Raw genomic sequence first — 23,942 nt, 5'->3', positions numbered from 1 at the left:
GAGAGCCTACCCTACGTTACGCTGCCGCCAACGACGCTTTCACACGTCGCGTAAATCCGCGAGCGGCTGCTTTCCGAATTGATCGGCCAACAAATAATCCACCAGCTTGCGCGCACACTCGTCCGGCCTGGCCAGCGCCCCCTCCTGCTTGAGCTGCACGAAACGCTCCTTCATCGGAAAACGCGACTCCGGCGTGGCCCGGATTTCGGCCTGCATGCCGGTATCGATCACGCCCGGCGCCAGGCTGGTGCAGCGCACGGACGGGTCGCCGTCCTGCAGCACGGCTTCGGCATGGCGGTCGAGGGCGGCCTTGGTGGCGCAGTAGACGCTCCAGCCGGGATAGGCATTCCTGCCCGCCCCGCTCGACACGTGGAGAATGCGCCGCTCGCCGGTACTTGCCTGCACCACGCTTGCGGCCAGCGCCAGCGGCGCGGCCACGTTCAGCGTCACCGCGCGCAGCGCAGCCAGCGGATCCTGTTCGGCCAGCGGGCCGACCGGGGCGACGACGCCGGCATTGTTCACCAGCAGCGTGGTCTCGGCGTCCGCCAGCCAGTCGCGCAGCATCGTGCCCGCCACGAAGCTGGCCAGCGCCGCGCCATCGGACAGGTCGACTTCGATTTCGGTGAGCAGCGGCGACGCCGCCGCGGCGGCCCGGCTGCGCGCCAGGCCGAGCACCGGAATCCCGCGTTCGATCAGCTCGGCGGCGATGGCGGCGCCGAGACCCTTGGTGTGGCCGGTGACGATGGCTTTCATGCGGATCTCCTCCAGAATGGGAGCCCAAGCATACTCGAAGGCGTGACACGCGCCCAGACCGTTGTAAGCGGACACTCGAAATAGACTAAATGCAACAATTCGTGAAGGGCTCGGGGTAGAATGAGACCGCCCTGTCCACCCCGCTTCGCCACCTCAGCCAAACCGATGCCCACCGCACCTGCCATTGCGCCACTGAACAGCCCTTGCCGCGTCCTGCTGGTCGGCGCACCGCCCTTTGCCGGCGCGCTGCGCGAAATGCTGGCGGGCGCCGACGACATCGAACTGATGCTGACCGATGCCGCCCAGGCGCTGGAGCAGGCGGCGACGCTGCGCCCGGCCGTGCTGGTGCGCGCGCTGGGCGGACGCGACGACAGCGGCGACTTCATCCGTGCCTGCCGGGCGCATGCGGCCCTGAACGCGCTGCCCCTGGTCGTCCTTGCCCCCAACGCCGATAACGCCGGGCGCGACGCCGCCTTCGCCGCCGGCGCCAGCGATTACCTGGCCGAATTGCCGACCCGGACCGAACTGCTGGCGCGCCTGCGCTACCACGCCTCGGCCAGCCAGGCCCTGCTCGAACGCGACGATGCCCTGCGCCGCCTCGTCGAGACCCAGGCGCTGCTGGCCCGCGCGCAGGGCGAACTCGACCGCATCGACGGCGTCGACGGCCTGACCGGCATCCCGAACCGGCGCCGCTTCGAGCAGGTCGCGCAAGGCGAATGGCAGCGCGCGCGCCGCAACGGCCAGCCGCTTTCCCTGCTCGTATGCGATGTCGACAGTTTTGGTTATTTCAATCACCGCCTCGGGCGCGAAGCGGGCGACCTCTGCCTGCGCAAGATGGCGGGCGTGCTCACCGGTCAGCTGAAGCGTCCGTCGGACCTCGCCGCGCGCTACGACGGCAAGCAGTTCGCGATCCTGCTGCCCGACACCAGCCTCGATGGCGCGGTGCAGGTGGCCGAATCCTGCCGCGCGGCGCTCGAGCGCCTGGCGCTGTCGCATCCCTTGCCGGAGCGGCGCATCGTGACGATGTCGGTCGGTGTGGCCTCGACCGTGCCGTCCGAAGAAGGCATGTTCGACGATGTCCTGGTGCGGGCCGGCGAAGCCGTGCAGGCGGCCAAGTCCCGTGGCCGCAACCGGGTCGCGGCTTTCCGGGCCTAGATAAAGACCGGTTCCGGCTCCAGCTCGACGCCGAACCGTTCCAGCACATCCTGCTGGATCGCGCGCGCCAGCGCCATGACGTCGGCCCCGGTTGCCCCGCCATTGTTCACCAGCACCAGCGCCTGCTTCGGGTAGACGCCGGCCGCGCCCATGTTTTTCCCCTTCCAGCCGCACTGGTCGATGAGCCAGCCCGCCGCCAGCTTTTCGCTGCCGTCCGGCTGCGCGTGGTGCACCAGTTGGGGGAAACTCTCCAGCAGCGCGCGGCACCGGGCGCCGGGCACCACCGGATTCTTGAAGAAGCTGCCGGCGTTGCCGATCTCGGCCGGGTCGGGCAGCTTGCGGCGCCGGATCGCGACGACGGTGTCGCTCACCTGGCGCGGCGTCGGGGCATCGATGCCCGCCGCTGCCACTGCCTGGGCCAGTTCGGCGTAGCGCAGGTTCGGCCGCCAGTCCCGCGGCAGGGCGAAGGTGACGTCCAGCACCACCAGGTTGGCGCCGCCGGCGTGCTTGAACACACTGTCGCGGTAGCCGAAACGGCAGTCCTGCCCGGTGAGGGTACGCCGCTCCCCCGTCGCCAGGTCGAAGACGGTCAGCGAGTGAAACACATCCTTGATCTCGAGGCCATACGCCCCGATATTCTGGATCGGTGCCGCGCCCACGGTGCCGGGAATGAGGGACAGGTTTTCGAGGCCGCCCAGGCCCTGGTCCAGCGTGTACTGCACGAAGGCATGCCAGTTTTCGCCGGCGCCGGCGCGCACCAGGGTCTTGCCGTCCTCTTCGCCGATGACCTCGCGGCCTTCGATGGCCATGTGCAGCACCAAGGCCTCGACGTCGCGCGTGAGCAGCACGTTGCTGCCGCCGCCGAGGACGAAACAAGGCAGGCCCGTGCCGGCGCTGTCGCCGCGCAGGCCGTCGAGCTGGTCCGCATGCGTGACGCGCAGGTAGCGGCGGGCACGCGCCGGGAGGCCGAAGGTATTGAAGGCTTGCAGCGAAACGTCGTGTTCGATCGGGAGGGTATTGAGCATGGGTCAGGACGGTCGAGGGCGAAAACCGGTCGATTATAGAGGCAAATATCGTAGCGACCCCAGCCTTGTCGGGTTAAAACGGTCGTTCTATTCGTGCTTGTCCGTTAAAATACTGCCACTTATAAATTCAGCAGCAACATCATAAAAGGAAAACTGCGATGCCATCGTTTGACGTGGTCTGCGAAGCAGACATGGTTGAAGTAAAGAACGCCGTCGAGCAATCGAACAAGGAAATCACCACCCGCTTCGACTTCAAGGGCAGCTCCGCCAAGGTCGAGCAGAAGGAAAAGGAATTGACGCTGTTCGCCGATTCCGATTTCCAGCTGAGCCAGGTGAAGGACGTGCTCGTCAACAAAATGACCAAGCGTAAGGTCGACGTCCGCTTCCTCGACGAGGAAAAAGTGGAAAAGATCGGCGGCGACAAGGTCAAGCAGCTGATCAAGGTGCGCAACGGCATCGAGACCGAGGACGCCAAGAAAATCACCAAGGCGATCAAGGAAAGCAAGATGAAGGTGCAGGCCAGCATCCAGGGCGAAACCGTGCGCGTCACCGGCGCCAAGCGCGACGACCTGCAGGCCGCGATGGCCCTGCTGCGCAAGGACATCCAGGACCTGCCGCTCGCGTTCAACAACTTCCGCGATTAATGGACGCCGCCAGGGCATGCCCCGGCCTTCCCTCGCCGCATGCCTCGCGCTACCCCCTTTTTGCTTGGGGTAGAATTGAGGCTGCACAAACTCGCTCGCCCCGCCTCGCTTTTCGAGCAAGAGCACACTGGTAGCAACTTCGGTAGTCTAAGGATAGCAATGAAACGTGTTGATGATTTCCGCCTGCGTCTGGGCAACAAGGAATATGTGCCCATCATGATTGGCGGAATGGGCGTGGACATTTCGACCTCCGAGCTCGCGCTGGAAGCGGCGCGCCTGGGCGGCATCGGCCACATCTCGGACGCGATGGTGCAGGACGTCTCGGACCGCAAGTTCGATACGACCTTCGTCAAGGACAAGACCAAGCTCTACAAGTTCAACATCAACAACATGGACAAGGCGGTGGTGCAGTTCGACCTCGAACGCCTGGCCGAAGCGACGCGCCTGCACGTGGGCGCGACCATGGCGGCGAAGAAGGGCGATGGCCTGATCTTCGTGAACTGCATGGAAAAGCTGACCATGAACGCGCCCAAGGAAACCCTGCGCACGCGCCTGGCCTCGGCACTCGACGCCGGCATCGACGGCATCACCATGTCGGCCGGCCTGCACCTCGGTTCCTTCGAACTGATCAAGGACCACCCGCGCTTCCGTGAAGCCAAGCTCGGCATCATCGTGTCCTCGGTGCGCGCGCTGCAGCTGTTCCTGCGCAAGGTCGCCAAACTCAACCGCCCGCCCGATTTCATCATCGTCGAGGGACCGCTGGCCGGCGGCCACCTGGGCTTCGGTTTCGACTGGAAGAATTACGACCTGCACCTGATCATCGACGAAATCCTCGCCTACATGCGCGCGGAAAACATCGACATCCCGCTGATCGCGGCCGGCGGCGTGTTCACCGGTTCGGATGCGGTCTCGTTCCTGGAAAAAGGCGTGGGCGGCGTGCAGGTGGCGACCCGCTTCACCGTCACCCAGGAATGCGGCATGCCCGACAGCGTCAAGCAGGAATACTTCCGCGCCAGCGAGGAAGACATCATCGTCAACGGCATCTCGCCGACCGGCTATCCGATGCGCATGCTGAAAAGCACGCCGGCCATCGGTTCCGGCATCCGCCCGGGCTGCGAATCCTACGGCTACCTGCTGGACGCCACCGGCAACTGCGCCTACATCAATTCGTACAACCGCGAAGTGCTGGCCAATCCAGACGTGAAAAACCCGCCGGTGATGGACAAGACCTGCCTGTGCACGCACATGCGCAACTATAACTGCTGGACTTGCGGCCATTACACCTACCGCCTGAAGGACACGACCCACAAACTGGCCAACGGCGATTACCAGATCCTGAGCGCCGAGCACGTGTTCAAGGACTATCAGTTCAGCGTGAACAACGAGATCGCGCTGCCGGAAAAACAGGAGAGCGCGGCCGCCTGAGCACGCCTCCTGTCCCCTTCGCAAAAAGCCACGCTCAGCCGTGGCTTTTTGTTTTTGAACAAGGGCGACAAAAGGTGGGGAACAGGAGTACGCTCGGGTAGTCCAACTGAGGTTGCCCACAACGAAAGGCGCTCAGCATGACCATGCCCATACCGACTGCCAACGCCGCCTTCCTGATCGACGAAGCGGGCATCATCACGGCATGGAACAAGGCGTGCGAGCAGCTGCTCGGCTTTCCCGCGCGCGAGGCCATCGGCCAATCCTTCGGCTCCCTGCTCGTCGGCATCGATCCCGGGGATATGACCGCGCGCTGGCGCGGCCTGGCCGAAGACCACGGCCACACCAACCGGGTCGTCCTGCGCCATGCCGACGGTACGACGGTCAAGGCGGACCTCGCCATCCTGCCGCAGGCCGGCCTCGATGGCGTCGACCGGGCCTGGGTGGCCGCCATCGACAACGTCCACAACGATGCCATGCCCGACGCGGTGCTGGTCGGGCGCATGCCGCTGGCGACGATCATCGACGTCTTGCCGGGCACCTTCTATGCACTCAACCGCGAAGGCCGCTTCCTGCTCTGGAACCGTAACCATGAGCGGATGACCGAGTACAGCTCGGAAGAAATGGGCGCGACCAATGCGCTCGAACTGTTCGATCTGCCCACCCGTCCCCTGATCGCCGAGAGTATCCGCCGCGTGTTCGAGGAAGGCGAGGAAGTCACGATCGAAGCCGATGTCGTCGCGCGCAGCGGACGCGAAACGCCGATGCTGCTGTGCGGCGCGCGCGTGGATTGCGACGGCGGCCGTTACCTGTTCGGCATGGGCATGGACATCACGGCCAGGCGCGAGCAGGAACGCGCACTGCGCCTGCGCGAGCGCGCCCTGCACGCGGCCAGCAACGGCATCGTCATCACCGGCATCGACGGCGGCAACTGCCCGATCGAATACGTCAATCCGGCCTTCGAGCGCATCACCGGCTACAGCGCGATCGAAGTCGTCGGGCGCGATTCGCGCTTCATGGCGGCGCCCGGGATGGACAACAATGAGCGCCAGCAGGTGCGCGAGGCAATCGCCGCGCGGCGGCCGGTGAACGTCGTGTTTCGCAACATGCGCAAGGACGGCGAGCTGTTCTGGAACGACCTGTCCATCACGCCGGTACAGGGCGAACATGGCGAAACGACACATTTCATCGGCGTCATCATGGACGTCACGGCCACCAAGCAGCGCACCGCCCACCTCGAGCACGAGGTCAACCACGACCCGCTCACCGGCCTGGCCAACCGCAACCTGATGTGGGACCGGCTGGAGCAGGCGCTGCACCTGTCGCAGCGCCAGAAGTCGATGGTCGGCATCGTCCTGATCGACCTGAACAACTTCAAGAACATCAACGACAGCTTCGGCCACGAGGCCGGCGACGTGGTGCTGAAGGTGGTCGCGCGCCGCCTGCAGGCCTCGGTGCGCGAGATCGACACGGTGGCGCGATTGTCCGGCGACGAATTCGTGCTGGTGCTGGTGAACCAGCCCACGCTGCGCTTCACGCTGCGCATGATCGAGCGCCTGCGCCAGAGCCTGACCCAGCCCGTCTCGTTCATGCACAAGGAAATCGCCGTCGGCGCCAGCCTCGGGGTCGCGGTCTACCCGCACGACGGCATCACCGCGCCCGATCTGGTGCGCTCCGCGGATGTCGCCATGTACCACGCCAAGGCCACCGGCCGCAACGAAATCTATTTCTTTTCGAACGATATGAAGTCGAGCAGCGAGGCGCGGGCGCGGCTCGATTCCGGCATGTCGCACGCGATCGAACGGAGCGAGCTGTTCATGCTGTACCAGCCCTGCATCGACGCGAAGAGCGGCCGGGTCTCCTGCTTCGAGGCGCTGCTGCGCTGGCGCCACCCCGAGCACGGGGTCCTGCTGCCCTCCTCTTTTCTCTCGGAAGCCGAGGAAAACGGCCGCATCGTCGAGTTCGGGGCCTGGGTGCTCGACCAGGCCTGCGCCTTCCTGCACGACCTGAAACAGCTGGGCATCACCGACGTGCCGGTGACGGTGAACGTCACGGCGCGCGAGTACGGGCAGCAGGATTTCGTATCGGGCATCGCCTCGCGCCTGAAAGCCTGGGAGCTGGCGCCGGACCTCCTTCAGATCGAACTGCGCGAGGAAACCGTGATCCGCAATCCGGGCCAGGTACGCGACCTGGCCGCCCAGCTGCGCCAGCTCGGCCTGACGCTGTCGATCGACGAATTCGGCCAGGGCATGACCGACCTCGGCTTCCTGCGCGAACTGTCCGTGGGCCAGCTGAAACTGGCAAAGGAAGCGGTGCGCGCGATTGCCGACGGGCCCGAAGGCGAAGGCGGGACGATGGCGCGCACGCTCATCGACATCGGGCACAATCTGCGCATGCCGGTGATCGGCGAGGCGGTCGAGACGCGGGCGCAGCTGGACTTCCTGACCGCGCATGGATGCGAGGTGCTGCAGGGTTTATTGCTGAGCGAGCCGGTGCTGCCGGAGGCGGCGCGCAACCTGGTGCGCGATCGGATGCCGGCGTGACGGTTATGCGACGGTTATGGGGCTGTTGCCTGTTCGGCTATCGGTGTTCCGAATCCGCGTGGGCTCAAGAGCCCACCCTACGGTCTCCACTGCCGGCCGTAGGGTGGGCATTCATGCCCACGCGGATTCAACGCACCGATAACGGAACAGGCAACAGCCCCACCCCGCCCGCACACCTTACCCTTCGCTCGTGATCCGCTGGACCAAGGCCCCCAGCACATCCTCCGCCATCGCGTTATCCACCTGGCAGGTCCCCGCATTCTCATGCCCGCCCCCGCCGTACTCCAGCATCAGCGCACCGATATTCGTCCTGGAGGTCCGGTTCAGAATCGATTTACCTGTCGCAAACACCGTGTTCTGGTTTTTCAGCCCCCACAGCACGTGGATCGAGATATTCGTCTCCGGGAACAGCGCATAGATGATGAAACGGTTGCCGGCGTAAATCGTCTGCTCCTCGCGCAGGTCGAGCACCACCAGGTTGCCGTGCACGCGGGCGCAGCGCCGGATCTGTTCCTTGCACAGGTTGCTGTGCTCGAAATACAGCCTGGTGCGCTCCTGCACGTCGGGCAGCGCCATGATCTCGTCGATCGAATGCTGCCGGCAGGCCTCGATCAGTTCCATCATGAGCTGGTAGTTCGAGATGCGGAAATCGCGGAAGCGGCCGAGGCCGGTACGGGCGTCCATCAGGAAGTTGAGCAGGTTCCAGCCGGCCGGTTCCAGCACTTCCTCGCGCGAAAAGCGGGCGCTGTCGCCCTTGTCGACCGCCGCCATCATGTCGCGCCAGGCCACGGGGAACACTTTCTCGCCGCCGTAGTAATCCCAGACCACGCGCGCCGCCGACGGCGCCTCGGGCTGGATCACGTGATTCGGGCGCGTGCCGCGGTTGCGGATGGTCTCGGACAGGTGATGGTCGAAGGCCAGGTGGGCCCCGGCGACATAGGGCAGGTTGGTCGTGATGTCGCGCTTGGTGATCGCAATTTTGCCGTCCTGCATGTCCTTCGGATGGACAAACAGGATGTCGTCGATCAGGTTCAGGTGCTTGAGCAGGACTGCGCAGACCAGTCCATCGAAGTCGCTGCGGGTGACGAGGCGAAACTGTGCAAGAACGGCGGACATCGGCGTACCCTTTCGTCGAATGGTTGACTTTCAATACGGCAATCGTTTTCAAATCATACCGTGCAAAGTTTCCGATTTTTATTTTTTATTGAAGGGTTTGGGGGGCGACAAGGCGGCACCGGCACCGCCTTCTGCATTCCACGCCCCGCATCCTGCAGGCTGTCGCAAAGCACGCGCGGTGTCGCCGGCTGCGGGGTAAAGTTGCAACATTCCAACAATCCGAAAGCCGGACCCTGCCATTTGCACATGGCAAAACGGCACCGGGCGGCAGGGACGCGGTACACTCGCTCCCGCCCACGAATCGAAGACAAGACCCGACATGCAAGCGCGCAGCTCCTCCCACCATTATTTTTCCGGCATCCTGTCGTCGCTCTACCGCGCCTTCGATGCCGTCGCCACCTGGGTTACCCAGCTGTCGTGGTGGAAATTCTTCCTGTTCGCCGCGCTGACCCTGATCGCCGGCGCCATCCTCCAGGAAGAACTGTTTTCCGGCGGAGAGGTCGAGATCGCCGCGGCCGAGCGCGCCGCGCGCAAGGACCAGCCCAGCATCCTGATCGACGACAGCGGCATCCATTTCAACCCGCGCAACAAGCCGAAAGCCGGCAGTCCGGAGGGCCCTGCGGCCGCGCACCCGTCCGTGCCGCCCGCGCCGCCCGCGCCCGAGGCGCCCGGCGCTCCGGCTGCGCCGGGAGCGCCGGGAGCGCCCGACCCTGCCCCGGCGCCCGACCTGGCCCTGCCGAAAGGCGCCCATCCGGGCAGCGACTCGGTCCACATCGAACTGCCGCCGCAGATCGCCGAAGAGTTGTCGGTGGCGATCGAAGGCGCCGTCGACGATGCGGCAGAGGCGAAAGTGTCGCGTTATCACAAACAGGCCTCGACCTGGTTCAACAGCTTCGTGCTGCTGCTGGTCATGGCCCTGTTCGGGGTCAAGGCGCTGATGGGTGGCAAGAAGCGCGCTGAATTGCAAACCCAGTCCGCGAATGCCGCCGCCGAGCGCGAGTCGATGCAGCGCCAGCTGTCCGAGGCGCGCATGCAGATGATGCAGGCCCAGGTCGAGCCGCACTTCCTGTTCAACACGCTCGCCTCGGTCGAACACCTGATCGAGACCAACCCGCCGCGCGCCTCGGCCATGCAGCGCAGCCTGATCCAGTACCTGCGCGCGGTGCTGCCGCAGATGCGCGACAACACCCTGGTGACCAACCTCGGGCGCGAAGTCGACATGGTCACTGCCTACCTGAACCTGCTCAAGATGCGGATGGAAGAACGCCTGACGGTCGACATGCGCATCCCCGACGGCCTGCGCAGCGCCGCCTTCCCGCCGATGATGCTGCAGTCGATGGTCGAAAATGCGATCAAGCACGGCCTGGAATGCAAGCCCGAGGGCGGCACCCTGAAAATCGTGGCCGACGTCGCCGACAACAAATTGCGCGTCACCGTCACCGACGACGGCGTCGGTTTCGGGGTCGTGCCGAGCACCGGTACGGGCCTCGGCCTGCCGACCATCCGCGAGCGCCTGCGCTTGCTGCATGGCGAGTCCGGCCAGCTGCACATCGCCGCCAACAGCCCGAGCGGCGTGATCGCGATGGTCGAGGTGCCGTACCAGGTTTCGCGCTGAGCAGGTTTCCCGCTGGGGCATCGATGTCCTTGCCTGCCGCCCCGTTTCGTTGAATAATTGTCACTTCCTCTTTCCGCCAGGACCACGACCATGCCGACCGCGATTATTGCCGATGATGAAAGACTGATGCGCGACCAGCTGCGCATGCGCCTGGAGCAGGTGTGGCCGGAACTGGAGATCGTGGGCGAGGCGAAAAATGGCGAAGAAGCGGTCGAACTGGTCGGACAGCACAAGCCCGATCTGACCTTCCTCGACATCCGCATGCCGGGCAAGACCGGCATGGAAGCGGCACGCGAAATCGGCGACCGCAGCCAGATCGTGTTCGTCACCGCCTACGACCAGTACGCGGTCGAAGCCTTCGAGCGCGGCGCCGTCGATTACGTGCTGAAACCTTCCGAACCGGAGCGCCTGAAGGTCACGGTCGAACGCCTCAAAGCGCGCCTGGACAAGCCGGGCGCGGTGGTGAACGACAGCGTCACCGCGATGCTGTCGCAACTGGCGGAAAAGATCGCCGCACCCAAGCCGAAGCACCTGCAGTGGATCCAGGCCAGCATCGGCCAGGATTTGCGCATGATCCCGGTCGAGGACATCCTGTTCTTTCGCTCCGACGAAAAATACACCTGCGTGCAGACGGCCACATTCGAGGCGCTCATTCGCAAGCCGGTGCGTGACCTGGCCGACGAACTCGATCCAGCCCTGTTCTGGCAGATCCACCGCGCCACGCTGGTCAACGTCAACGCCATCGAAGGCGTGACGCGCGACATCCGCGGGCGCCACCTTGTGCTGGTCAAGGGGCGCCCGGAAAAGCTGGAAGTGAGCCGTAGCTTTTTACATCTGTTCAAGCAAATGTAAGGCCGCCCCCGTTCCGGGCCGGCGCTCCGTTCAGGACAATCGGTCGCGGCGGACGATGCGGCGAATTGCCCCGCATCCGGCAAGTCCGAGAGCCATCAAGGCAAACGAGCCTGGCTCCGGGACGTCCGCCGAAGGCACTGGCGTCGCGGCCGAAATCGATGCAAACGCCGAGCCGGTGGTACAGCAGGCGTCAGTCACGAACAGACTGAAGGTATGGGTGCCGGCAGACAGGAAAAGATTGTCGAAAAAGGCAGTGTAGTAGCTCGTCGCCTCCGACCCACGGGTATCGCTGCCGAGGTTACCGGAGCTCGGGGTCAAACGCACGCTGTCGAGCTCGACAGCGAAAGCATCTCCGGGAACAAAAGCGTCCCTCACGGAAAAATTAACGGTGGAGTCATTGCCAACCGTAATAAAGATATTGTTTCCCGGAGTGTTATCAATAATGATGACCGGGGTATATTGGCTGGCATCGGGAACTCCCGTGAACGTGAACATCAGGTCCTTAGCGCCGGTACTTGGGTCGACGACAATATCCGCGTGCGCTGCAGAAGCAAACAAACAAATTAGCGCCGCAACAAGATTCTTTTTCAGCATTTCTCTTGTATCCCTTCAATAATTGTTGGAATTGGTGCCTTGCCGTTTTAGCAAGTCGCGTGCCAATTAAATTTCCTCTTTCCAATCAAATGCTTAGAGGAATCGATAATTTCGTGGCGGCGACACTGTAAATATTGCCGACATCGCAATGTGAATTTTCGAGGCGAAATAATTATTGGCCGCGAAACAGTCTCTTGCCCTGCTGAGCGATCCATTGATCCTGCAGCGGCCCCAGTAGCTCCGGTACCAGCAGCGCTTGTGCCGGCTCAAGCAGACTGGCGAGCGCCCGCCGTATCGTAGCGTTTGGTCCGCATGCGCGGACGATAACGCAGGCATACCCGGCAGGCATACCCACATGAAACAACAGCGCAGTGCGCGCCCGTTCGTGCGCGGCCTGGCGATGTTCGCGCTCGGCTGGTTCGGCGGCCGCTGGCTGGCCCGTGTCGACGCCGACAGCGCCGTCGATGCGCCGGCGCGCCACAGCCGGCGCGTCGTCCACAACGCCGGCGAAGCGATCATCGCGGCCGACGAGACGAGCCGCATCGTGCTCGCCAATCCGGCGGCGGCGGCCATGTTCGGGGTCACCACCCAGCAGATGCAGGGCAGCCCGCTGTCGCGCTTCATCCGGGCACCGGCCGCCGACGTCGAATCGCCGCTCGAGTATTTCCAGGCCGACGGCCGCGCCGGGCGCCGCGGTACCGATTACGCCGGCATCGGCCTGCGCGCCAATGGCGAGCCCTTCGCCATCGAAGGTTCGCTCGCCGATACCCTGCAGGACGGCCACACCGTCTACACCATCATCCTGCGCGACGTGTCCGAGCGCCAGCGGGTGCAGCGCAAGCTCGCGCGCTCGCACGACCAGTTGCGCCAGCTGTCCGCCGCGCTGCAGACCATTCGCGAGGAAGAGCGCACCCACATCGCGCGCGAGCTGCACGACGACCTCGGCCAATTGCTGGCCTCGCTGCGCATGGACCTCACCTTGCTGCGCACCGAGTGCGGCGCTTCGCCGAACCTCGGGCGCCTGATCGACGGCATGGACGGCAACCTGCTCACGGCGATTACCTCGCTGCGCCGCATCGCCACCAACCTGCGTCCGCGCGCCCTGGACGAGGGCGGGCTGTATTTCGCCCTGCAGGGCTTGCGCGAGGATTTCACGCTGCGCCACGGCATCGCCTGCGAACTGCTGGCCGACGAAGCCGAGCTGCGCCTCGACGACCAGGCCAGCACGGCGATCTTCCGCATCATCCAGGAGGCGCTCACCAACATCGCCCGCCACGCCGGCGCCAGCCTGGTAACGATGAACCTGTACCGCATCAACAGCGAACTGCTGGTCACGATCCGCGACGACGGCCGCGGCATCAGCGAGGAAGACATGGAAAAGGCCGAATCGCTGGGCCTGGTCGGCATGCGCGAACGGGTGTGGGGACTCAAGGGCGAGATCACCATCAGCGCCGACGAGCCGCCCGGCACCCGGATCGACATCGTGCTGCCGGTGGCGGACCATACCGTTTAGGACTTGTTGTTTTCGAATATCAACCTGTCATGAAGTAGAAATATTGCCCCGATAAGATGCGCTGGACCCTGAGTTTGCCAACTCAGTCCTTCGTCACCTTATTGGAGATCTTCATGCAATACAAAGCCCTGGCCGCCGCGCTGATCACGACCCTTCCGCTGTTCGCGCATGCGCAGACCAACGTCACCGTCTACGGCATCATGGACGCGGCCGTCGCCGTCGAGGACACCGACGCACCGGGCGAAAAGCGCCGCACCGTCATCAACTCGGGCAACCAGTCGAGCAGCCGCCTGGGCTTCCGCGGCACCGAAGACCTGGGCAATGGCCTGAAGGCAATCTTCAACATCGAAGCCGGCGTGTCGCTCGACACCGGCGCCGCGGACTCGGCCCTGTTCGGCCGCCGCTCGGTGGTCGGCCTGCAAGGCAACTTCGGCCAGCTGACCGTGGGCCGGGAATACAGCCCGATCGCGTCGATCGCCGCCGCCACCGACGCGCTCGGCCAGGGCTTCTACGGCAGCAACCTGTCGGCCTTCACCACCAACCGCCTGACGCGCCGCTTGAGCAATTCCGTGAACTTCAAGAGCGCCCCGATGGCAGGCTTCAGCGTGCTGGCTGCGTACTCGGCCGGGGAGCGCACGACCGACGGTCCGAACGGCAACCTGCTGGGCGTGGCGCTGGAATATGCGAACGGCCCGTTCTACGTCGGCGCCGGCTACCACCGGCTGGAGCGTGTTGCGATCAGTGACGACCGCGAACTCGCGCTCGGCGCCGGCGTCAAGCTGGGCGACTTCGACATCAAGGCCAATTACCTGGCGGCCGACCAGGCCGGCGCCAACAACAAGTTCGAGCAGATCAACCTGGGCGGTGTCTACACCATGGGTTCGAACAAGTTCTACGCGAACCTGCAGCGCAACGAAATCGATAATGGCGCCCGCGGCAACGCCTGGTCCCTGGCCTACAGCTACGCGCTGAGCAAGCGCACCAACCTGTACACCGCCTACGGCTCGATGCGCAACAACGATCGCGGCGTGTTCGGCCTGAACTCGTCGTCGAACAACGTGACGCCGGTGGCGACCGCGCTGGGTGCGGACCCGACCGCGTTCACGGTGGGTGTGCGTCACGCGTTCTGATTGGCGTAACCTGAAATGAAAAACGCGCGTGATTCACGCGCGTTTTTTATGCCACCGTCAGTTGCGCAACGTATGGGGTCATGGAGGCCAATGGCCTCCATGACCCCATACGTTACACCACGCTCCGGCTTACTTCAGGCGGCAGGTCAATATCCAGAAAAACTCGATCCGCTCGATCTTGATCTCCTTGCCGACATTGCCCAGGCGCTTACGTAACGCGCTGTCCGACTGGTAACTCTTCGGCAGCTCGAAACGCTCGCCTTCCGGCGCCGTCAGGATCTCGTAGGTCGTCCCGTCCGCATCCGTGCGCGCAATGGTTTCGCTGAAACCTTCGACGAAGGAATCGTCCAGGATCACCAGCAGCACATCCTTGCCCAGGCGCTTCTTGAGCGTCGCCAGCAGCTGTTCCTGCTCTTTTTTGTTCAGGTGCGACCACAGGAAGCTGACCAGTACCGCCGTGAATTTGCCGATGTCTTCCGGCAGGTCGAGGGCGTCGGCAACGCGGAAGGTTACTTTGCCTTCGGGCATGCCGCGCTCGCGGGCGATGTCGACCAGGTTCGCGTTGATGTCCACCGCCAGCACCGATTGCGCCGACTCGGCCGCCACTTCGGTCCAGAAACCGGTGCCGCAGCCCAGTTCCAGCACCGTATGCCCGGCAAGCACGTTGCCGAGGTGGATGCTCATGTCGTCGATGTCTTCATCCATGTCCGGCTCGAGGTATTTGTCCTCGACGGCCTCGCCCAGCAGGGCGTAATACTTTGCTACTTGTTGATTGCTCATGTTTTTCTCTGACTCTTACAGCTCGTAGTTTTCTCCGCCGCGCATTGCGGCTTCGACCATCTTGCGGTTCAGGCTCGGGGCCAGCAGCTCGATGAAGGTATAAATATAACTGCGCAGGTAAGCGCCCTGCTTCACCGCCACCCGCGACACGTTCATGCCGAACAGGTGGCCGACGGGAATCGTGCGCAGGTTGCGGTCGCGCTCGGCATCGAAGGCCATGCCGGCGATGATGCCCACGCCCATGCCAAGCTCGACATAGGTCTTGATGACGTCGGCGTCGATCGCTTCCAGCAGCACATCCGGCTTCAGTTCGCGCAGGTTGAAGGCGTGGTCGATCTTGCTGCGGCCGGCGAAGGCGGCATCATAAGTGATCAGGGGGTAACCGGCGATCTCTTCCAGCGAAATCGCCTTCGAGCGCAGCAGCTCGTGTTCCGGCGGCACCACGATCACGTGTTCCCACTGGTAGCAGGGCAAGGTCACCAGGCCGTCGATCGCCGCGATCGCTTCGGTGGCGATCGCCAGGTCGGCCTGGCCCGTTTTCACCATGTCGGCGATCTGCTTCGGATTGCCTTGCAACAGGGACAGGCGCACCTTCGGGTACTTCGCCATGAAGGCCTGCACCACTTTCGGCAGCATGTAGCGCGCCTGGGTGTGCGTGGTGGCAATGGTGAAGCTGCCGCTGTCGTGGGCCGCGTATTCCTTGCCGATGCGTTTCAGGCTTTCGATTTCCTGCATGATCAGCTCGACCGACTCCAGCACCAGCCGGCCCGGCTCGGTCAGGCCGCGGATGCGCTTGCCGTGGCGGGTGAAGATGTCGACGCCCAGCTCTTCCTCGAGCTCGATGATGGCTTTCGACACCCCCGGCTGCGACGTGAACAAGGCCTTGGCGGCGTCGGTGAGGTTGTAGTTCTGGCGCACGGCTTCGCGCACGAAACGCAGTTGGTGAAGGTTCATTCCTGTTGTTATGTGATGGTGTAAATGCCAATCCGTATTTTATGCGATTGCTTATGCCACTACCGTATATAAGCAAATAAATTGTCAGTCGTTTGGAATAAAGCTGCTGGGGTTTACCATGCGAGCTAGCTTACCGGGCCCATACCCCGATTTCCTCCAGGACAATTATGTACCGTTACGATCAATACGACCATCTCATCGTCCGCGAGCGCATTGCGCAATACCGCGACCAGGTTGCCCGCCGCCTGAACGACGAGTTGACCGAAGAAGAATTCCTGCCGCTGCGCCTGCAAAACGGCCTGTACATGCAGCGCCATGCTTACATGTTGCGCATCGCGGTTCCCTACGGCCTGCTGTCGACCGCCCAGATGCGCATGTTCGCGCACATCGCGCGCAAGTACGACCGCGGCTACGGCCACTTCACGACGCGCCAGAACATCCAGTTCAACTGGATCGAGCTGGAGCAGACCCCGGACATCCTGACCGACCTGGCTTCGGTGGAAATGCACGCGATCCAGACCTCGGGCAATTGCATCCGCAACATTACGACCGACGAATTCGCCGGCGTGGCGGCCGACGAGATCATGGATCCGCGTCCGTTCGCCGAGATCCTGCGCCAGTGGAGCACCTTCCACCCCGAGTTCATCGCCCTGCCCCGCAAGTTCAAGGTCGCGATCAACGGCGCCGTGGAAGACCGCGCCGCGATCGCGATCCACGACATCGGCCTGACCCTGGTGAAGAACGAGGACGGCGAAGTCGGCTTCCGCTTCATGGCCGGCGGCGGCATGGGCCGTACGCCGATCATCGGCAGCGTGATCCGCGAATTCCTGCCCTGGCAGCACCTGCTGACCTATACCGAAGCCGTGATGCGCGTGTACAACTCGTACGGCCGCCGCGACAACAAGTACAAGGCCCGCATCAAGATCCTGCTGAAGGCCCTGGGCGTCGAGGAATTCTCGCGCCTGGTCGAGGAAGAGTGGCAAGACCTGAAGGATGGTCCGGAAACGCTGAGCCGCGAGGAATACGACCGCGTCGCCGCCTATTTCGAGGCGCCCGCCTACGCTACCCTGGACGACAGCAATCCCTTGCTGGCGCACCCAGACAACAAGGCTTTCGGTAACTGGCTCAACCGCAACGTCAAGCCGCACAAGGTGCCGGGCTATGCCTCGGTCGTGCTGTCGCTGAAGAAGACCGGCGTGCCGCCGGGCGACGCGACCGCCGAGCAGATCGACTTCGTCGCCGACCTGGCCGATAAATTCAGCTTCGGCGAACTGCGCGTGACGCACGAGCAGAACCTGGTGCTGGCGGATGTGAAGCAATCGGACCTGTTCGAAGTCTGGACACTGGCGAAATCGAAAGGCCTGGCGACGCCAAACATCGGCCTGCTGACCGACATCATTTCCTGCCCGGGCGGCGACTTCTGCTCGCTGGCGAATGCGAAATCGATCCCGATCGCGGCGGCCATCGCCGAGCGTTTCGACAACCTCGACTTCCAGCACGACATCGGCGACATCGAACTGAACATCTCGGGCTGCATCAATGCCTGCGGCCACCACCACGTCGGTTCGATCGGCGTGCTGGGTGTCGACAAGGACGGCAGCGAGTGGTACCAGGTCTCGATCGGCGGCGCCCAGGGCAAGGATGCGGCGATCGGCAAGATCATCGGCCCGTCGTTCTCCGGCGGCCAGATGCCGGAAGTGATCGACCGCCTGCTGCAGGTGTATGTGCAGAACCGCTTCGAAGGCGAGCGTTTCGTCGAAACGGCGCAGCGCCTGGGCATCGCACCATTCAAGGAACACGTATACGCCACGCCGATTTCCAAGGGCGAACTGGTTGGGGAAGACCATGCTTGAAGTAGTTCACGAACAAATCATCCGCGGCCGCGAAGTCGTCGCCGACGACTGGCGCGTGCTGCGCCTCGAAGAAAACGAGACGCCGGAAGGCGTGGTCGTCCCTGAAGGCAAGGTCATCGTGCCGCTGTCCGTCTGGCTGGCGCAAAAAGAGACGCTGTCGCAGCGCGCCGAACTCGGTGTCTGGATCGCCGCCGACGAGCGCTTCGAAGCCCTCAAGGGCGATGCGGACCGCTTTGCCGTGATCGCCGTCGACTTCCCGAAGTTCAGCGACGGCCGCGGCTATTCGATCGCCTTCAATGTGCGCAAGCGCCTCGGCTACACCGGCGAACTGCGCGCCATCGGCGACGTCCTGCGCGACCAGCTGTTCTCGATGTCGCGCGTCGGCTTCAATGCCTATGCGACGCGCAAGGACCGGTCGATCCATGACGCGCTGAAGGGCCTGACCGTGTTTTCCGAAACCTACCAAGCCTCGGTCGACCAGCCGCTGCCGCTGTTCCGCCGCAAGGAACGCGACGTGCCGCTCGAACACAGCGACGTCGGCGCCGGCATCTGAGGACACAGACCATGAGCGACCTCGCTACCCGCGTATCGGATACGCAGGCCATCCTGGCGCGCATCGCGGCCGAGTTCACGCCGGCCGTGTTCGCCTCCAGCCTGGCAGCCGAAGACATGGTGCTGACCGACCTGATCCTGCGTGCGAAGCTGCCGATCGGCATCTTCTCACTGGAAACGGGCCGCCTGCCGAAGGAAACCCTGGCCGTGCTGGACGCCGTCAAGGAGACCTATGGTGTCGACATCGCCCTGTTCCGCCCGGACCCGGCGGCAGTCGACCGGTATGTCACGCAAAACGGCCTGAACGCCTTCTACGACAGCGTCGAGATGCGCAAGGAGTGCTGCCGCATCCGCAAGGTCGAGCCGCTCGGCCATGCGCTGGCCGGCAAGAAGGCCTGGATCACGGGCCAGCGCCGTGCACAGTCGAGCACGCGTGCCGAGCTGGCGGTGCAGGAAGACGATCCGGCGCACGGCATGGCCAAATTCAATCCGCTGGCGGACTGGAGCGAGGCCGAGGTCTGGGAGTACATCCGCGCCAACAATGTGCCGTACAACGCCCTGCACGACCGCGGTTATCCGTCGATCGGCTGCGAACCCTGCACCCGTGCCATCCAGCCGGGCGAGGACGTGCGCGCCGGACGCTGGTGGTGGGAAAACGCCGACTCGAAGGAATGCGGCCTGCACGTGGTCGACGGCAAACTGATCCGAATTAAATCCGTGGCAGCTTGAGCCACACACGAACACAAGGCAAACATGAGCAACCTCCTGGACAACGCCGGCATCCTCGCCACCGTCAATGCGCGCCACCTCGACGCGCTCGAATCGGAAGCGATCCACATCCTGCGCGAAGTGGCGGCCGAATGCACGAATCCCGCCCTGCTGTTCTCGGGCGGCAAGGACTCGGTCGTGCTGCTGCGCCTGGCCGAAAAGGCTTTCCGCCCCGGCAAATTCCCCTTCCCGCTGGTGCATATCGACACCGGCCATAACTTCGACGAAGTCATCTCCTTCCGCGATGCGCGCGTCGCCGAACTGGGCGAGCGCCTGATCGTCGGCTCGGTCGAGGAATCGATTCGTAAAGGCACGGTGCGCCTGCGCAATCCGCAGACCGATTCGCGCAATGCGGCCCAGGCCGTGACCCTGCTGGAAACGATCGCCGAACACGGTTTCGACGCCTGCATCGGCGGCGCCCGCCGCGACGAGGAAAAGGCGCGTGCGAAAGAGCGCATCTTCTCCTTCCGCGACGAATTCGGCCAATGGGACCCGAAGGCCCAGCGCCCGGAACTGTGGGACCTGTATAACACCCGCGTCCACCCGGGCGAAAACATGCGCGTGTTCCCGATCTCGAACTGGACCGAACTCGACGTGTGGCAGTACATCGCCCGCGAAAAGCTGGCCCTGCCGTCGATCTATTTCGCGCACCAGCGCGAGGTGATTCCACGTAACGGCCTGCTTGTGCCGCTGACCCCGCTCACGCCGGCAAAAGAAGGCGAAACGGTGGAAACGCAAACGGTGCGCTTCCGTACCGTCGGCGACATCAGCTGCACCTGCCCGGTCTCCTCCGATGCCGGCACGGTCGAGGCGATCATCGCCGAAACGGCCGTCACGCAAGTGACCGAACGCGGCGCCACCCGGATGGACGACCAGACCTCCGAAGCCTCGATGGAAAAACGCAAGAAGCAAGGATATTTCTGATGAATGCCATGACCGAGAATCTTACTCAACACAGCCTGCTGCGCTTCATCACCGCCGGTTCCGTCGACGACGGCAAGAGCACCCTGATCGGCCGCCTGCTGTTCGACAGCAAGGGCATCTTCGCGGACCAGTTGGCCGCCGTCTCGCGCTCGAAGCACAAGCGCACCGTGGGCGACACGATCGACCTGTCGCTGCTGACCGACGGCCTCGAAGCCGAGCGCGAGCAAGGCATCACGATCGACGTCGCCTACCGATACTTTGCGACGCCGAAGCGCAAGTTCATCATCGCCGACACCCCGGGCCACGAGCAGTACACCCGCAACATGGTGACCGGCGCCTCGACCGCCGACGCCGTCATCATCCTGGTCGACGTCTCGAAGGTGAAGCTGCATGAGGACGGCAAGGTCGACCTGCTGATCCAGACCAAGCGCCACTCGACCATCGCCAAGCTGCTGCAGATCGAGCACGTGATCGTCGCCGTCAACAAGATGGACCTGGTCAAGTACGACCAGGTTGTCTATGACCGCATCGTCGCCGCGTACCAGGAGTTTGCCGATTCGCTGGGCCTGAAGGACGTCACCGCGATCCCGCTGTCGGCGCTGGCCGGCGACAACGTGGTCGAAGCATCAAGCAACATGGACTGGTACACCGGCCCGACCCTGATCGAGCTGCTCGAGTCGCTCTCGGTCTATGACGAAGCACACGACGCGCCCTTCCGCTTCCCGGTGCAGCTGGTGGCCCGCCACAACGGCCACGAAGCGAACGACTTCCGCGGCTACATGGGCCGCATCGAGTCGGGCAAGGTCTCGGTCGGCGACAAGCTGGTCGTACAGCCATCGGGCCAGAGCGCGACGGTCAAGGAAATCCTGACTTTCGACGGTTCGCTCACGAGCGCGAATGTCGGCCAGTCGGTGACGCTGCTATTGGAAGAGTACCTGGACATCTCGCGCGGCGATACCCTCGCCGGCGCCGAGGCGCCTGCGACCCTGCTCAAGCAGGTGGTGGCCGACGTGTGCTGGATGTCGGACGAGCCGCTCGACCTGCGCCGCAAGTACTGGATCAAGCACGGCACGCGCCAGACGGCCGCCAAGGTGACCAAGGTCGACTCCATCCTCGACATCAACACCCAGCAACGCCATGCGGCCGAGGGCCTGAAGCTGAACGACATCGCGCGCATCGCTTTGTCCGTCCAGCAGCCGCTGGCGGCCGACGCCTACGACGACATCCGCGCTACCGGCGCTTTCATCCTGATCGACGAAGTCACGCACCAGACCGTTGCGGCGGGTATGATCCGCTTGGGCGAATAAGGGAGGATTTCGATGGCGGTAAAGGGCAAGGTCTATCTGATTGGCGCCGGGCCCGGCGCCGCCGACTTGATCACCGTGCGCGGCGCACGCCTGCTGGGGCAGGCCGACGTCGTGCTCTACGACGCGCTGGTGACGCCCGAGATGCTCGCGCTCTGCGGGCAAGCCGAGCTGATTTCGGTCGGCAAACGCTCGGGCCAGCGCTCGGTCGCCCAGGAGGCGATCAACGCCCTGCTGGTCGACTGCGCCTTCAAATTCGCCACCGTCGTGCGCCTGAAAGGGGGCGACCCGATGCTGTTCGGGCGCGCCGACGAGGAATTGCGTGCCCTCGAGGCCGAGGGAATCGAGGTCGAGGTCATCCCCGGCATCACCACCGCGGTGGCCGCGGCCGCCGCCACCAAACAACCGCTGACCAAGCGCGGCGTCGCCCGCAGCGTCGCCTTCTTCACCTCCAGCACCGGTCCGGACCAGCCGGAACATACCGCCCTGCCCCACACCGACACGATGGTCCAGTACATGGGCGGACGCGAAGCCGCGGCCACCGCCGAACGCCTGCTGGCGCAGGGGCGGCGCGCCGACACGCCGGTGGTGGTGGTGGAAAACTGCAGCCGGGTCGACGAGCGCATCGAACGCCTGACACTGACCGACCTCGCGCGCGGGCTGGAAGCGGCCCACGGTCCGGTGCTGGTGATGATCGGCGAGGCGCTGCGCCTGCGCGTGCACCAGCCGGCGCTGGCTTCGACTTCCCTGGCACAGGACGCCTGAGGCCCTTCAGGCCCGGTCGTATTCCTCGATTTGCCCCAGCAGCCGGTCGGCTGCCGCATGGGTATCCGCATTCACCTGGTTCAGGCGCGCGATCGCCGTTTCCAGTCGCGCTCCGGCGCGCCCCGCACATTCGCGGCTGTGCCAGCGCGCCAGGTCGCGGCGCATGGCCGTCAGGTCTTCCTTCAATTCTCCCAACATGCGCCGCAGGCTGCGGTCGGCGTCGACCATGCCGGGAATGCTGCCGGCGTGCAGGCGGCCCGACAGGGTCGCGATCCTGGCGCCGATGGCGGCGATCCGGCGCGCGGTGGCGTCGATGTGGCGCGCGCAGCGGGTCTGCGCGAACAGGCCGCCCGGCAGGCGCAAGCCGGACGCCGCCCGGCCTGCGCGCGGGCGCAGGAGCGTTATGAGGGCCTGTCTGACGAAGGATGGGAGCATGGAGCGGCGTGGAGTGGATGAGTGAACGCGGCTTGAAATGCCCGAGCAGTGTGGGCGGCTTCGCAGGGGCTGTCAAACCGGCCGGCGGCACTGCGAGCTGATGTGAAACAAGCATTCGTGCATTCGCCCCGATTGTTGGCACCGCGTCAAGGAAATCGCCCTCCGCGGCAAATGGCCACCTGCCCTGCATGATCGCGGCGACTCGGGTAAGCTCTTCCCACATGCATTTTCGACACGGGCGCATGGCGTCCCTCACCCATCCATCGAGGAGAATCGAATGACCGACAAACCGAGCTATGTACCGCCCAAGGTATGGACCCCGCCGCAATCGAACGGCGGCATGTTCGCCAACATCAACCGCCCGGTCGCGGGACCGACGCACGAGGCCGAACTACCGGTCGGCAAGCATCCGCTGCAACTGTATTCGCTGGCCACGCCGAACGGCCAGAAGGTCACGATCATGCTCGAGGAGCTGCTCGCCGCCGGTTATCGAGAGGCGGAGTACGACGCCTGGCTGATCAAGATTAACGAAGGGGCGCAGTTCTCGAGCGGCTTCGTCGAGGTGAACCCGAACTCGAAGATCCCGGCGCTGCTGGACCGCAGCGGCGACCAGCCGGTGCGCGTCTTCGAATCGGGCTCGATCCTGCTCTACCTGGCCGACAAGTTCGGCGCCTTCCTGCCGAAGGCGGTGGCGGCGCGCACCGAGGCCTTGAACTGGCTGTTCTGGCAAATGGGTTCCGGTCCCCTGCTGGGCGGCGGCTTCGGCCACTTCTACGCCTACGCGCCGGAGAAGCTGGAATACCCGATCGACCGCTATGCGATGGAAGTCAAGCGCCAGCTCGACGTGCTGGACCGCCAGCTGGCGGAGCACCGCTTCGTCGCCGGCGACGAGTACACGATTGCCGACATGGCGATCTGGCCCTGGTACGGCAACCTGGTGCTGGGCGAACTGTACGAGGCGGGCGAGTTCCTGTCGGTGCACGAGTACAAGCACGTGCGGCGCTGGGCCGAGGAAGTGGGTGCGCGTCCGGCCGTGAAGCGCGGGCGCAGGGTCAACAAGGTGCGCGGCAATCCGGAGGAGCAGGTGCCGGAAAGGCACGATGCTTCTGATCTGGACTGAGACGGTGCGTAACGTAGGGGCCTTCGTGGCCAATGGCCACGAAGGCGGGTTCACCGGGCTCCCGAGCCCACGCGTTACGCACGGTCGATAGTCGAGAATTAAACAGCGTCCGAACGCGTGGGCAC

The 23,942-nt window shown here is 64.3% G+C and carries 22 protein-coding genes; 15 read left to right on the top strand and 7 right to left on the bottom strand.

The genetic code is table 11. The annotated features are described in order from the left end of the window. Positions 1-39: 39 nt before the first annotated feature. On the bottom strand, positions 40-753 hold the full coding sequence (locus ACI48I_RS12860; RefSeq protein ID WP_498574397.1) for an SDR family oxidoreductase: 714 nt from the start codon (positions 751-753) through the stop codon (positions 40-42). 165 nt (positions 754-918) lie between these two features. Here ACI48I_RS12860 and ACI48I_RS12855 point away from each other — a divergent pair, with 165 nt between their 5' ends. After that, positions 919-1,908: a diguanylate cyclase domain-containing protein gene (locus ACI48I_RS12855; RefSeq protein WP_498574396.1), complete on the top strand. Its 990-nt coding sequence runs from the start codon at positions 919-921 to the stop codon at positions 1,906-1,908. Here the strand turns inward: ACI48I_RS12855 and murB are convergent. Continuing rightward, on the bottom strand, positions 1,905-2,933 hold the full coding sequence (gene murB / locus ACI48I_RS12850; RefSeq protein WP_498574395.1) for a UDP-N-acetylmuramate dehydrogenase: 1,029 nt from the start codon (positions 2,931-2,933) through the stop codon (positions 1,905-1,907). The genes ACI48I_RS12855 and murB overlap by 4 nt on opposite strands. Before the next feature lie 158 nt (positions 2,934-3,091). On the opposite strand from murB, the gene ACI48I_RS12845 reads away from it, so the two are divergent. The 3 genes from ACI48I_RS12845 to ACI48I_RS12835 all read left to right on the top strand — a co-directional run bounded on the left by ACI48I_RS12845 (position 3,092) and on the right by ACI48I_RS12835 (position 7,542). Further along, positions 3,092-3,577 (top strand): YajQ family cyclic di-GMP-binding protein, encoded by a 486-nt coding sequence (locus ACI48I_RS12845; protein ID WP_193686543.1) that lies wholly within the window; start codon positions 3,092-3,094, stop codon positions 3,575-3,577. Between the two features lie 159 nt (positions 3,578-3,736). Further along, a complete protein-coding gene (locus ACI48I_RS12840; RefSeq protein ID WP_193686544.1) occupies positions 3,737-5,002 on the top strand; it encodes a nitronate monooxygenase in 1,266 nt (421 codons plus the stop codon). 137 nt (positions 5,003-5,139) lie between these two features. After that, complete coding sequence (locus ACI48I_RS12835; RefSeq protein ID WP_498574394.1) at positions 5,140-7,542, top strand: sensor domain-containing protein; 2,403 nt, start codon at positions 5,140-5,142, stop codon at positions 7,540-7,542. A gap of 177 nt (positions 7,543-7,719) precedes the next feature. On the opposite strand, the gene ACI48I_RS12830 is transcribed toward ACI48I_RS12835, so the two are convergent. Beyond that, a complete protein-coding gene (locus ACI48I_RS12830) occupies positions 7,720-8,658 on the bottom strand; it encodes an exopolyphosphatase (RefSeq protein ID WP_498574393.1) in 939 nt (312 codons plus the stop codon). A 319-nt stretch (positions 8,659-8,977) separates the two neighbouring features. On the opposite strand from ACI48I_RS12830, the gene ACI48I_RS12825 reads away from it, so the two are divergent. Next, a complete protein-coding gene (locus tag ACI48I_RS12825) occupies positions 8,978-10,273 on the top strand; it encodes a sensor histidine kinase (protein ID WP_498574392.1) in 1,296 nt (431 codons plus the stop codon). A 90-nt stretch (positions 10,274-10,363) separates the two neighbouring features. Further along, entirely contained in the window at positions 10,364-11,125 is a 762-nt protein-coding gene (locus ACI48I_RS12820; RefSeq protein ID WP_193686548.1) for a LytR/AlgR family response regulator transcription factor, read from the top strand. Between the two features lie 30 nt (positions 11,126-11,155). Here ACI48I_RS12820 and ACI48I_RS12815 read toward each other — a convergent pair whose 3' ends face one another. Beyond that, on the bottom strand, positions 11,156-11,719 hold the full coding sequence (locus tag ACI48I_RS12815) for a PEP-CTERM sorting domain-containing protein (RefSeq protein WP_498574391.1): 564 nt from the start codon (positions 11,717-11,719) through the stop codon (positions 11,156-11,158). Between the two features lie 355 nt (positions 11,720-12,074). Between ACI48I_RS12815 and ACI48I_RS12810 the strand changes: the two genes are divergently transcribed. Beyond that, a complete protein-coding gene (locus ACI48I_RS12810; protein WP_498574390.1) occupies positions 12,075-13,232 on the top strand; it encodes a PAS domain-containing sensor histidine kinase in 1,158 nt (385 codons plus the stop codon). Between the two features lie 113 nt (positions 13,233-13,345). After that, entirely contained in the window at positions 13,346-14,362 is a 1,017-nt protein-coding gene (locus ACI48I_RS12805) for a porin (RefSeq protein ID WP_193686549.1), read from the top strand. A 129-nt stretch (positions 14,363-14,491) separates the two neighbouring features. Here the strand turns inward: ACI48I_RS12805 and ACI48I_RS12800 are convergent, their stop codons facing one another. Together ACI48I_RS12800 and ACI48I_RS12795 are read right to left on the bottom strand one after the other, a co-directional pair. Beyond that, complete coding sequence (locus ACI48I_RS12800; protein WP_193686550.1) at positions 14,492-15,142, bottom strand: class I SAM-dependent methyltransferase; 651 nt, start codon at positions 15,140-15,142, stop codon at positions 14,492-14,494. A 15-nt stretch (positions 15,143-15,157) separates the two neighbouring features. Continuing rightward, positions 15,158-16,096: a CysB family HTH-type transcriptional regulator gene (locus tag ACI48I_RS12795; RefSeq protein ID WP_193686551.1), complete on the bottom strand. Its 939-nt coding sequence runs from the start codon at positions 16,094-16,096 to the stop codon at positions 15,158-15,160. A gap of 167 nt (positions 16,097-16,263) precedes the next feature. Here ACI48I_RS12795 and ACI48I_RS12790 point away from each other — a divergent pair, with 167 nt between their 5' ends. The 6 genes from ACI48I_RS12790 to cobA are packed head-to-tail and all read left to right on the top strand — an operon-like array spanning position 16,264 to position 22,262. Then, positions 16,264-17,949, top strand: a complete 1,686-nt coding sequence (locus ACI48I_RS12790) for a nitrite/sulfite reductase (RefSeq protein WP_193686552.1) — start codon at positions 16,264-16,266, stop codon at positions 17,947-17,949. Beyond that, positions 17,942-18,502, top strand: coding sequence for a DUF934 domain-containing protein (locus tag ACI48I_RS12785; RefSeq protein WP_193686553.1), 561 nt, complete (start codon positions 17,942-17,944; stop codon positions 18,500-18,502). Before ACI48I_RS12790 ends, ACI48I_RS12785 begins: the two co-directional genes overlap by 8 nt. 11 nt (positions 18,503-18,513) lie before the next feature. Continuing rightward, a complete protein-coding gene (locus ACI48I_RS12780; protein WP_193686554.1) occupies positions 18,514-19,230 on the top strand; it encodes a phosphoadenylyl-sulfate reductase in 717 nt (238 codons plus the stop codon). A gap of 24 nt (positions 19,231-19,254) precedes the next feature. Further along, complete coding sequence (gene cysD, locus ACI48I_RS12775) at positions 19,255-20,193, top strand: sulfate adenylyltransferase subunit CysD (protein ID WP_193686555.1); 939 nt, start codon at positions 19,255-19,257, stop codon at positions 20,191-20,193. Further along, positions 20,193-21,500, top strand: coding sequence for a sulfate adenylyltransferase subunit 1 (locus ACI48I_RS12770; protein ID WP_193686556.1), 1,308 nt, complete (start codon positions 20,193-20,195; stop codon positions 21,498-21,500). Before cysD ends, ACI48I_RS12770 begins: the two co-directional genes overlap by 1 nt. 12 nt (positions 21,501-21,512) lie before the next feature. Then, positions 21,513-22,262, top strand: a complete 750-nt coding sequence (gene cobA, locus ACI48I_RS12765) for a uroporphyrinogen-III C-methyltransferase (RefSeq protein ID WP_498574389.1) — start codon at positions 21,513-21,515, stop codon at positions 22,260-22,262. Between the two features lie 6 nt (positions 22,263-22,268). Here cobA and ACI48I_RS12760 read toward each other — a convergent pair whose 3' ends face one another. Then, positions 22,269-22,697, bottom strand: coding sequence for a hypothetical protein (locus ACI48I_RS12760; RefSeq protein WP_498574388.1), 429 nt, complete (start codon positions 22,695-22,697; stop codon positions 22,269-22,271). Positions 22,698-22,974: 277 nt separating this feature from the next. On the opposite strand from ACI48I_RS12760, the gene yghU reads away from it, so the two are divergent. Then, entirely contained in the window at positions 22,975-23,817 is an 843-nt protein-coding gene (gene yghU, locus ACI48I_RS12755; protein ID WP_498574387.1) for a glutathione-dependent disulfide-bond oxidoreductase, read from the top strand. Positions 23,818-23,942: the final 125 nt, after the last annotated feature.

Source organism: Massilia sp. LXY-5 (assembly GCF_059801075.1).
Note: the sequence above shows the minus strand (reverse complement) of the source record. Positions and strands in the feature narration are given on the sequence as shown.

Excerpts from the sequence above, each read along its gene's own strand:
- ACI48I_RS12860 (WP_498574397.1), bottom strand. The coding sequence starts at position 753 with ATGAAAGCCATCGTCACCGGCCACACCAAGGGTCTCGGCGCCGCCATC.
- ACI48I_RS12855 (WP_498574396.1), top strand. The coding sequence starts at position 919 with ATGCCCACCGCACCTGCCATTGCGCCACTGAACAGCCCTTGCCGCGTC.
- murB (WP_498574395.1), bottom strand. The coding sequence starts at position 2,933 with ATGCTCAATACCCTCCCGATCGAACACGACGTTTCGCTGCAAGCCTTC.
- ACI48I_RS12845 (WP_193686543.1), top strand. The coding sequence starts at position 3,092 with ATGCCATCGTTTGACGTGGTCTGCGAAGCAGACATGGTTGAAGTAAAG.
- ACI48I_RS12840 (WP_193686544.1), top strand. The coding sequence starts at position 3,737 with ATGAAACGTGTTGATGATTTCCGCCTGCGTCTGGGCAACAAGGAATAT.
- ACI48I_RS12835 (WP_498574394.1), top strand. The coding sequence starts at position 5,140 with ATGACCATGCCCATACCGACTGCCAACGCCGCCTTCCTGATCGACGAA.
- ACI48I_RS12830 (WP_498574393.1), bottom strand. The coding sequence starts at position 8,658 with ATGTCCGCCGTTCTTGCACAGTTTCGCCTCGTCACCCGCAGCGACTTC.
- ACI48I_RS12825 (WP_498574392.1), top strand. The coding sequence starts at position 8,978 with ATGCAAGCGCGCAGCTCCTCCCACCATTATTTTTCCGGCATCCTGTCG.
- ACI48I_RS12820 (WP_193686548.1), top strand. The coding sequence starts at position 10,364 with ATGCCGACCGCGATTATTGCCGATGATGAAAGACTGATGCGCGACCAG.
- ACI48I_RS12815 (WP_498574391.1), bottom strand. The coding sequence starts at position 11,719 with ATGCTGAAAAAGAATCTTGTTGCGGCGCTAATTTGTTTGTTTGCTTCT.
- ACI48I_RS12810 (WP_498574390.1), top strand. The coding sequence starts at position 12,075 with ATGAAACAACAGCGCAGTGCGCGCCCGTTCGTGCGCGGCCTGGCGATG.
- ACI48I_RS12805 (WP_193686549.1), top strand. The coding sequence starts at position 13,346 with ATGCAATACAAAGCCCTGGCCGCCGCGCTGATCACGACCCTTCCGCTG.
- ACI48I_RS12800 (WP_193686550.1), bottom strand. The coding sequence starts at position 15,142 with ATGAGCAATCAACAAGTAGCAAAGTATTACGCCCTGCTGGGCGAGGCC.
- ACI48I_RS12795 (WP_193686551.1), bottom strand. The coding sequence starts at position 16,096 with ATGAACCTTCACCAACTGCGTTTCGTGCGCGAAGCCGTGCGCCAGAAC.
- ACI48I_RS12790 (WP_193686552.1), top strand. The coding sequence starts at position 16,264 with ATGTACCGTTACGATCAATACGACCATCTCATCGTCCGCGAGCGCATT.
- ACI48I_RS12785 (WP_193686553.1), top strand. The coding sequence starts at position 17,942 with ATGCTTGAAGTAGTTCACGAACAAATCATCCGCGGCCGCGAAGTCGTC.
- ACI48I_RS12780 (WP_193686554.1), top strand. The coding sequence starts at position 18,514 with ATGAGCGACCTCGCTACCCGCGTATCGGATACGCAGGCCATCCTGGCG.
- cysD (WP_193686555.1), top strand. The coding sequence starts at position 19,255 with ATGAGCAACCTCCTGGACAACGCCGGCATCCTCGCCACCGTCAATGCG.
- ACI48I_RS12770 (WP_193686556.1), top strand. The coding sequence starts at position 20,193 with ATGAATGCCATGACCGAGAATCTTACTCAACACAGCCTGCTGCGCTTC.
- cobA (WP_498574389.1), top strand. The coding sequence starts at position 21,513 with ATGGCGGTAAAGGGCAAGGTCTATCTGATTGGCGCCGGGCCCGGCGCC.
- ACI48I_RS12760 (WP_498574388.1), bottom strand. The coding sequence starts at position 22,697 with ATGCTCCCATCCTTCGTCAGACAGGCCCTCATAACGCTCCTGCGCCCG.
- yghU (WP_498574387.1), top strand. The coding sequence starts at position 22,975 with ATGACCGACAAACCGAGCTATGTACCGCCCAAGGTATGGACCCCGCCG.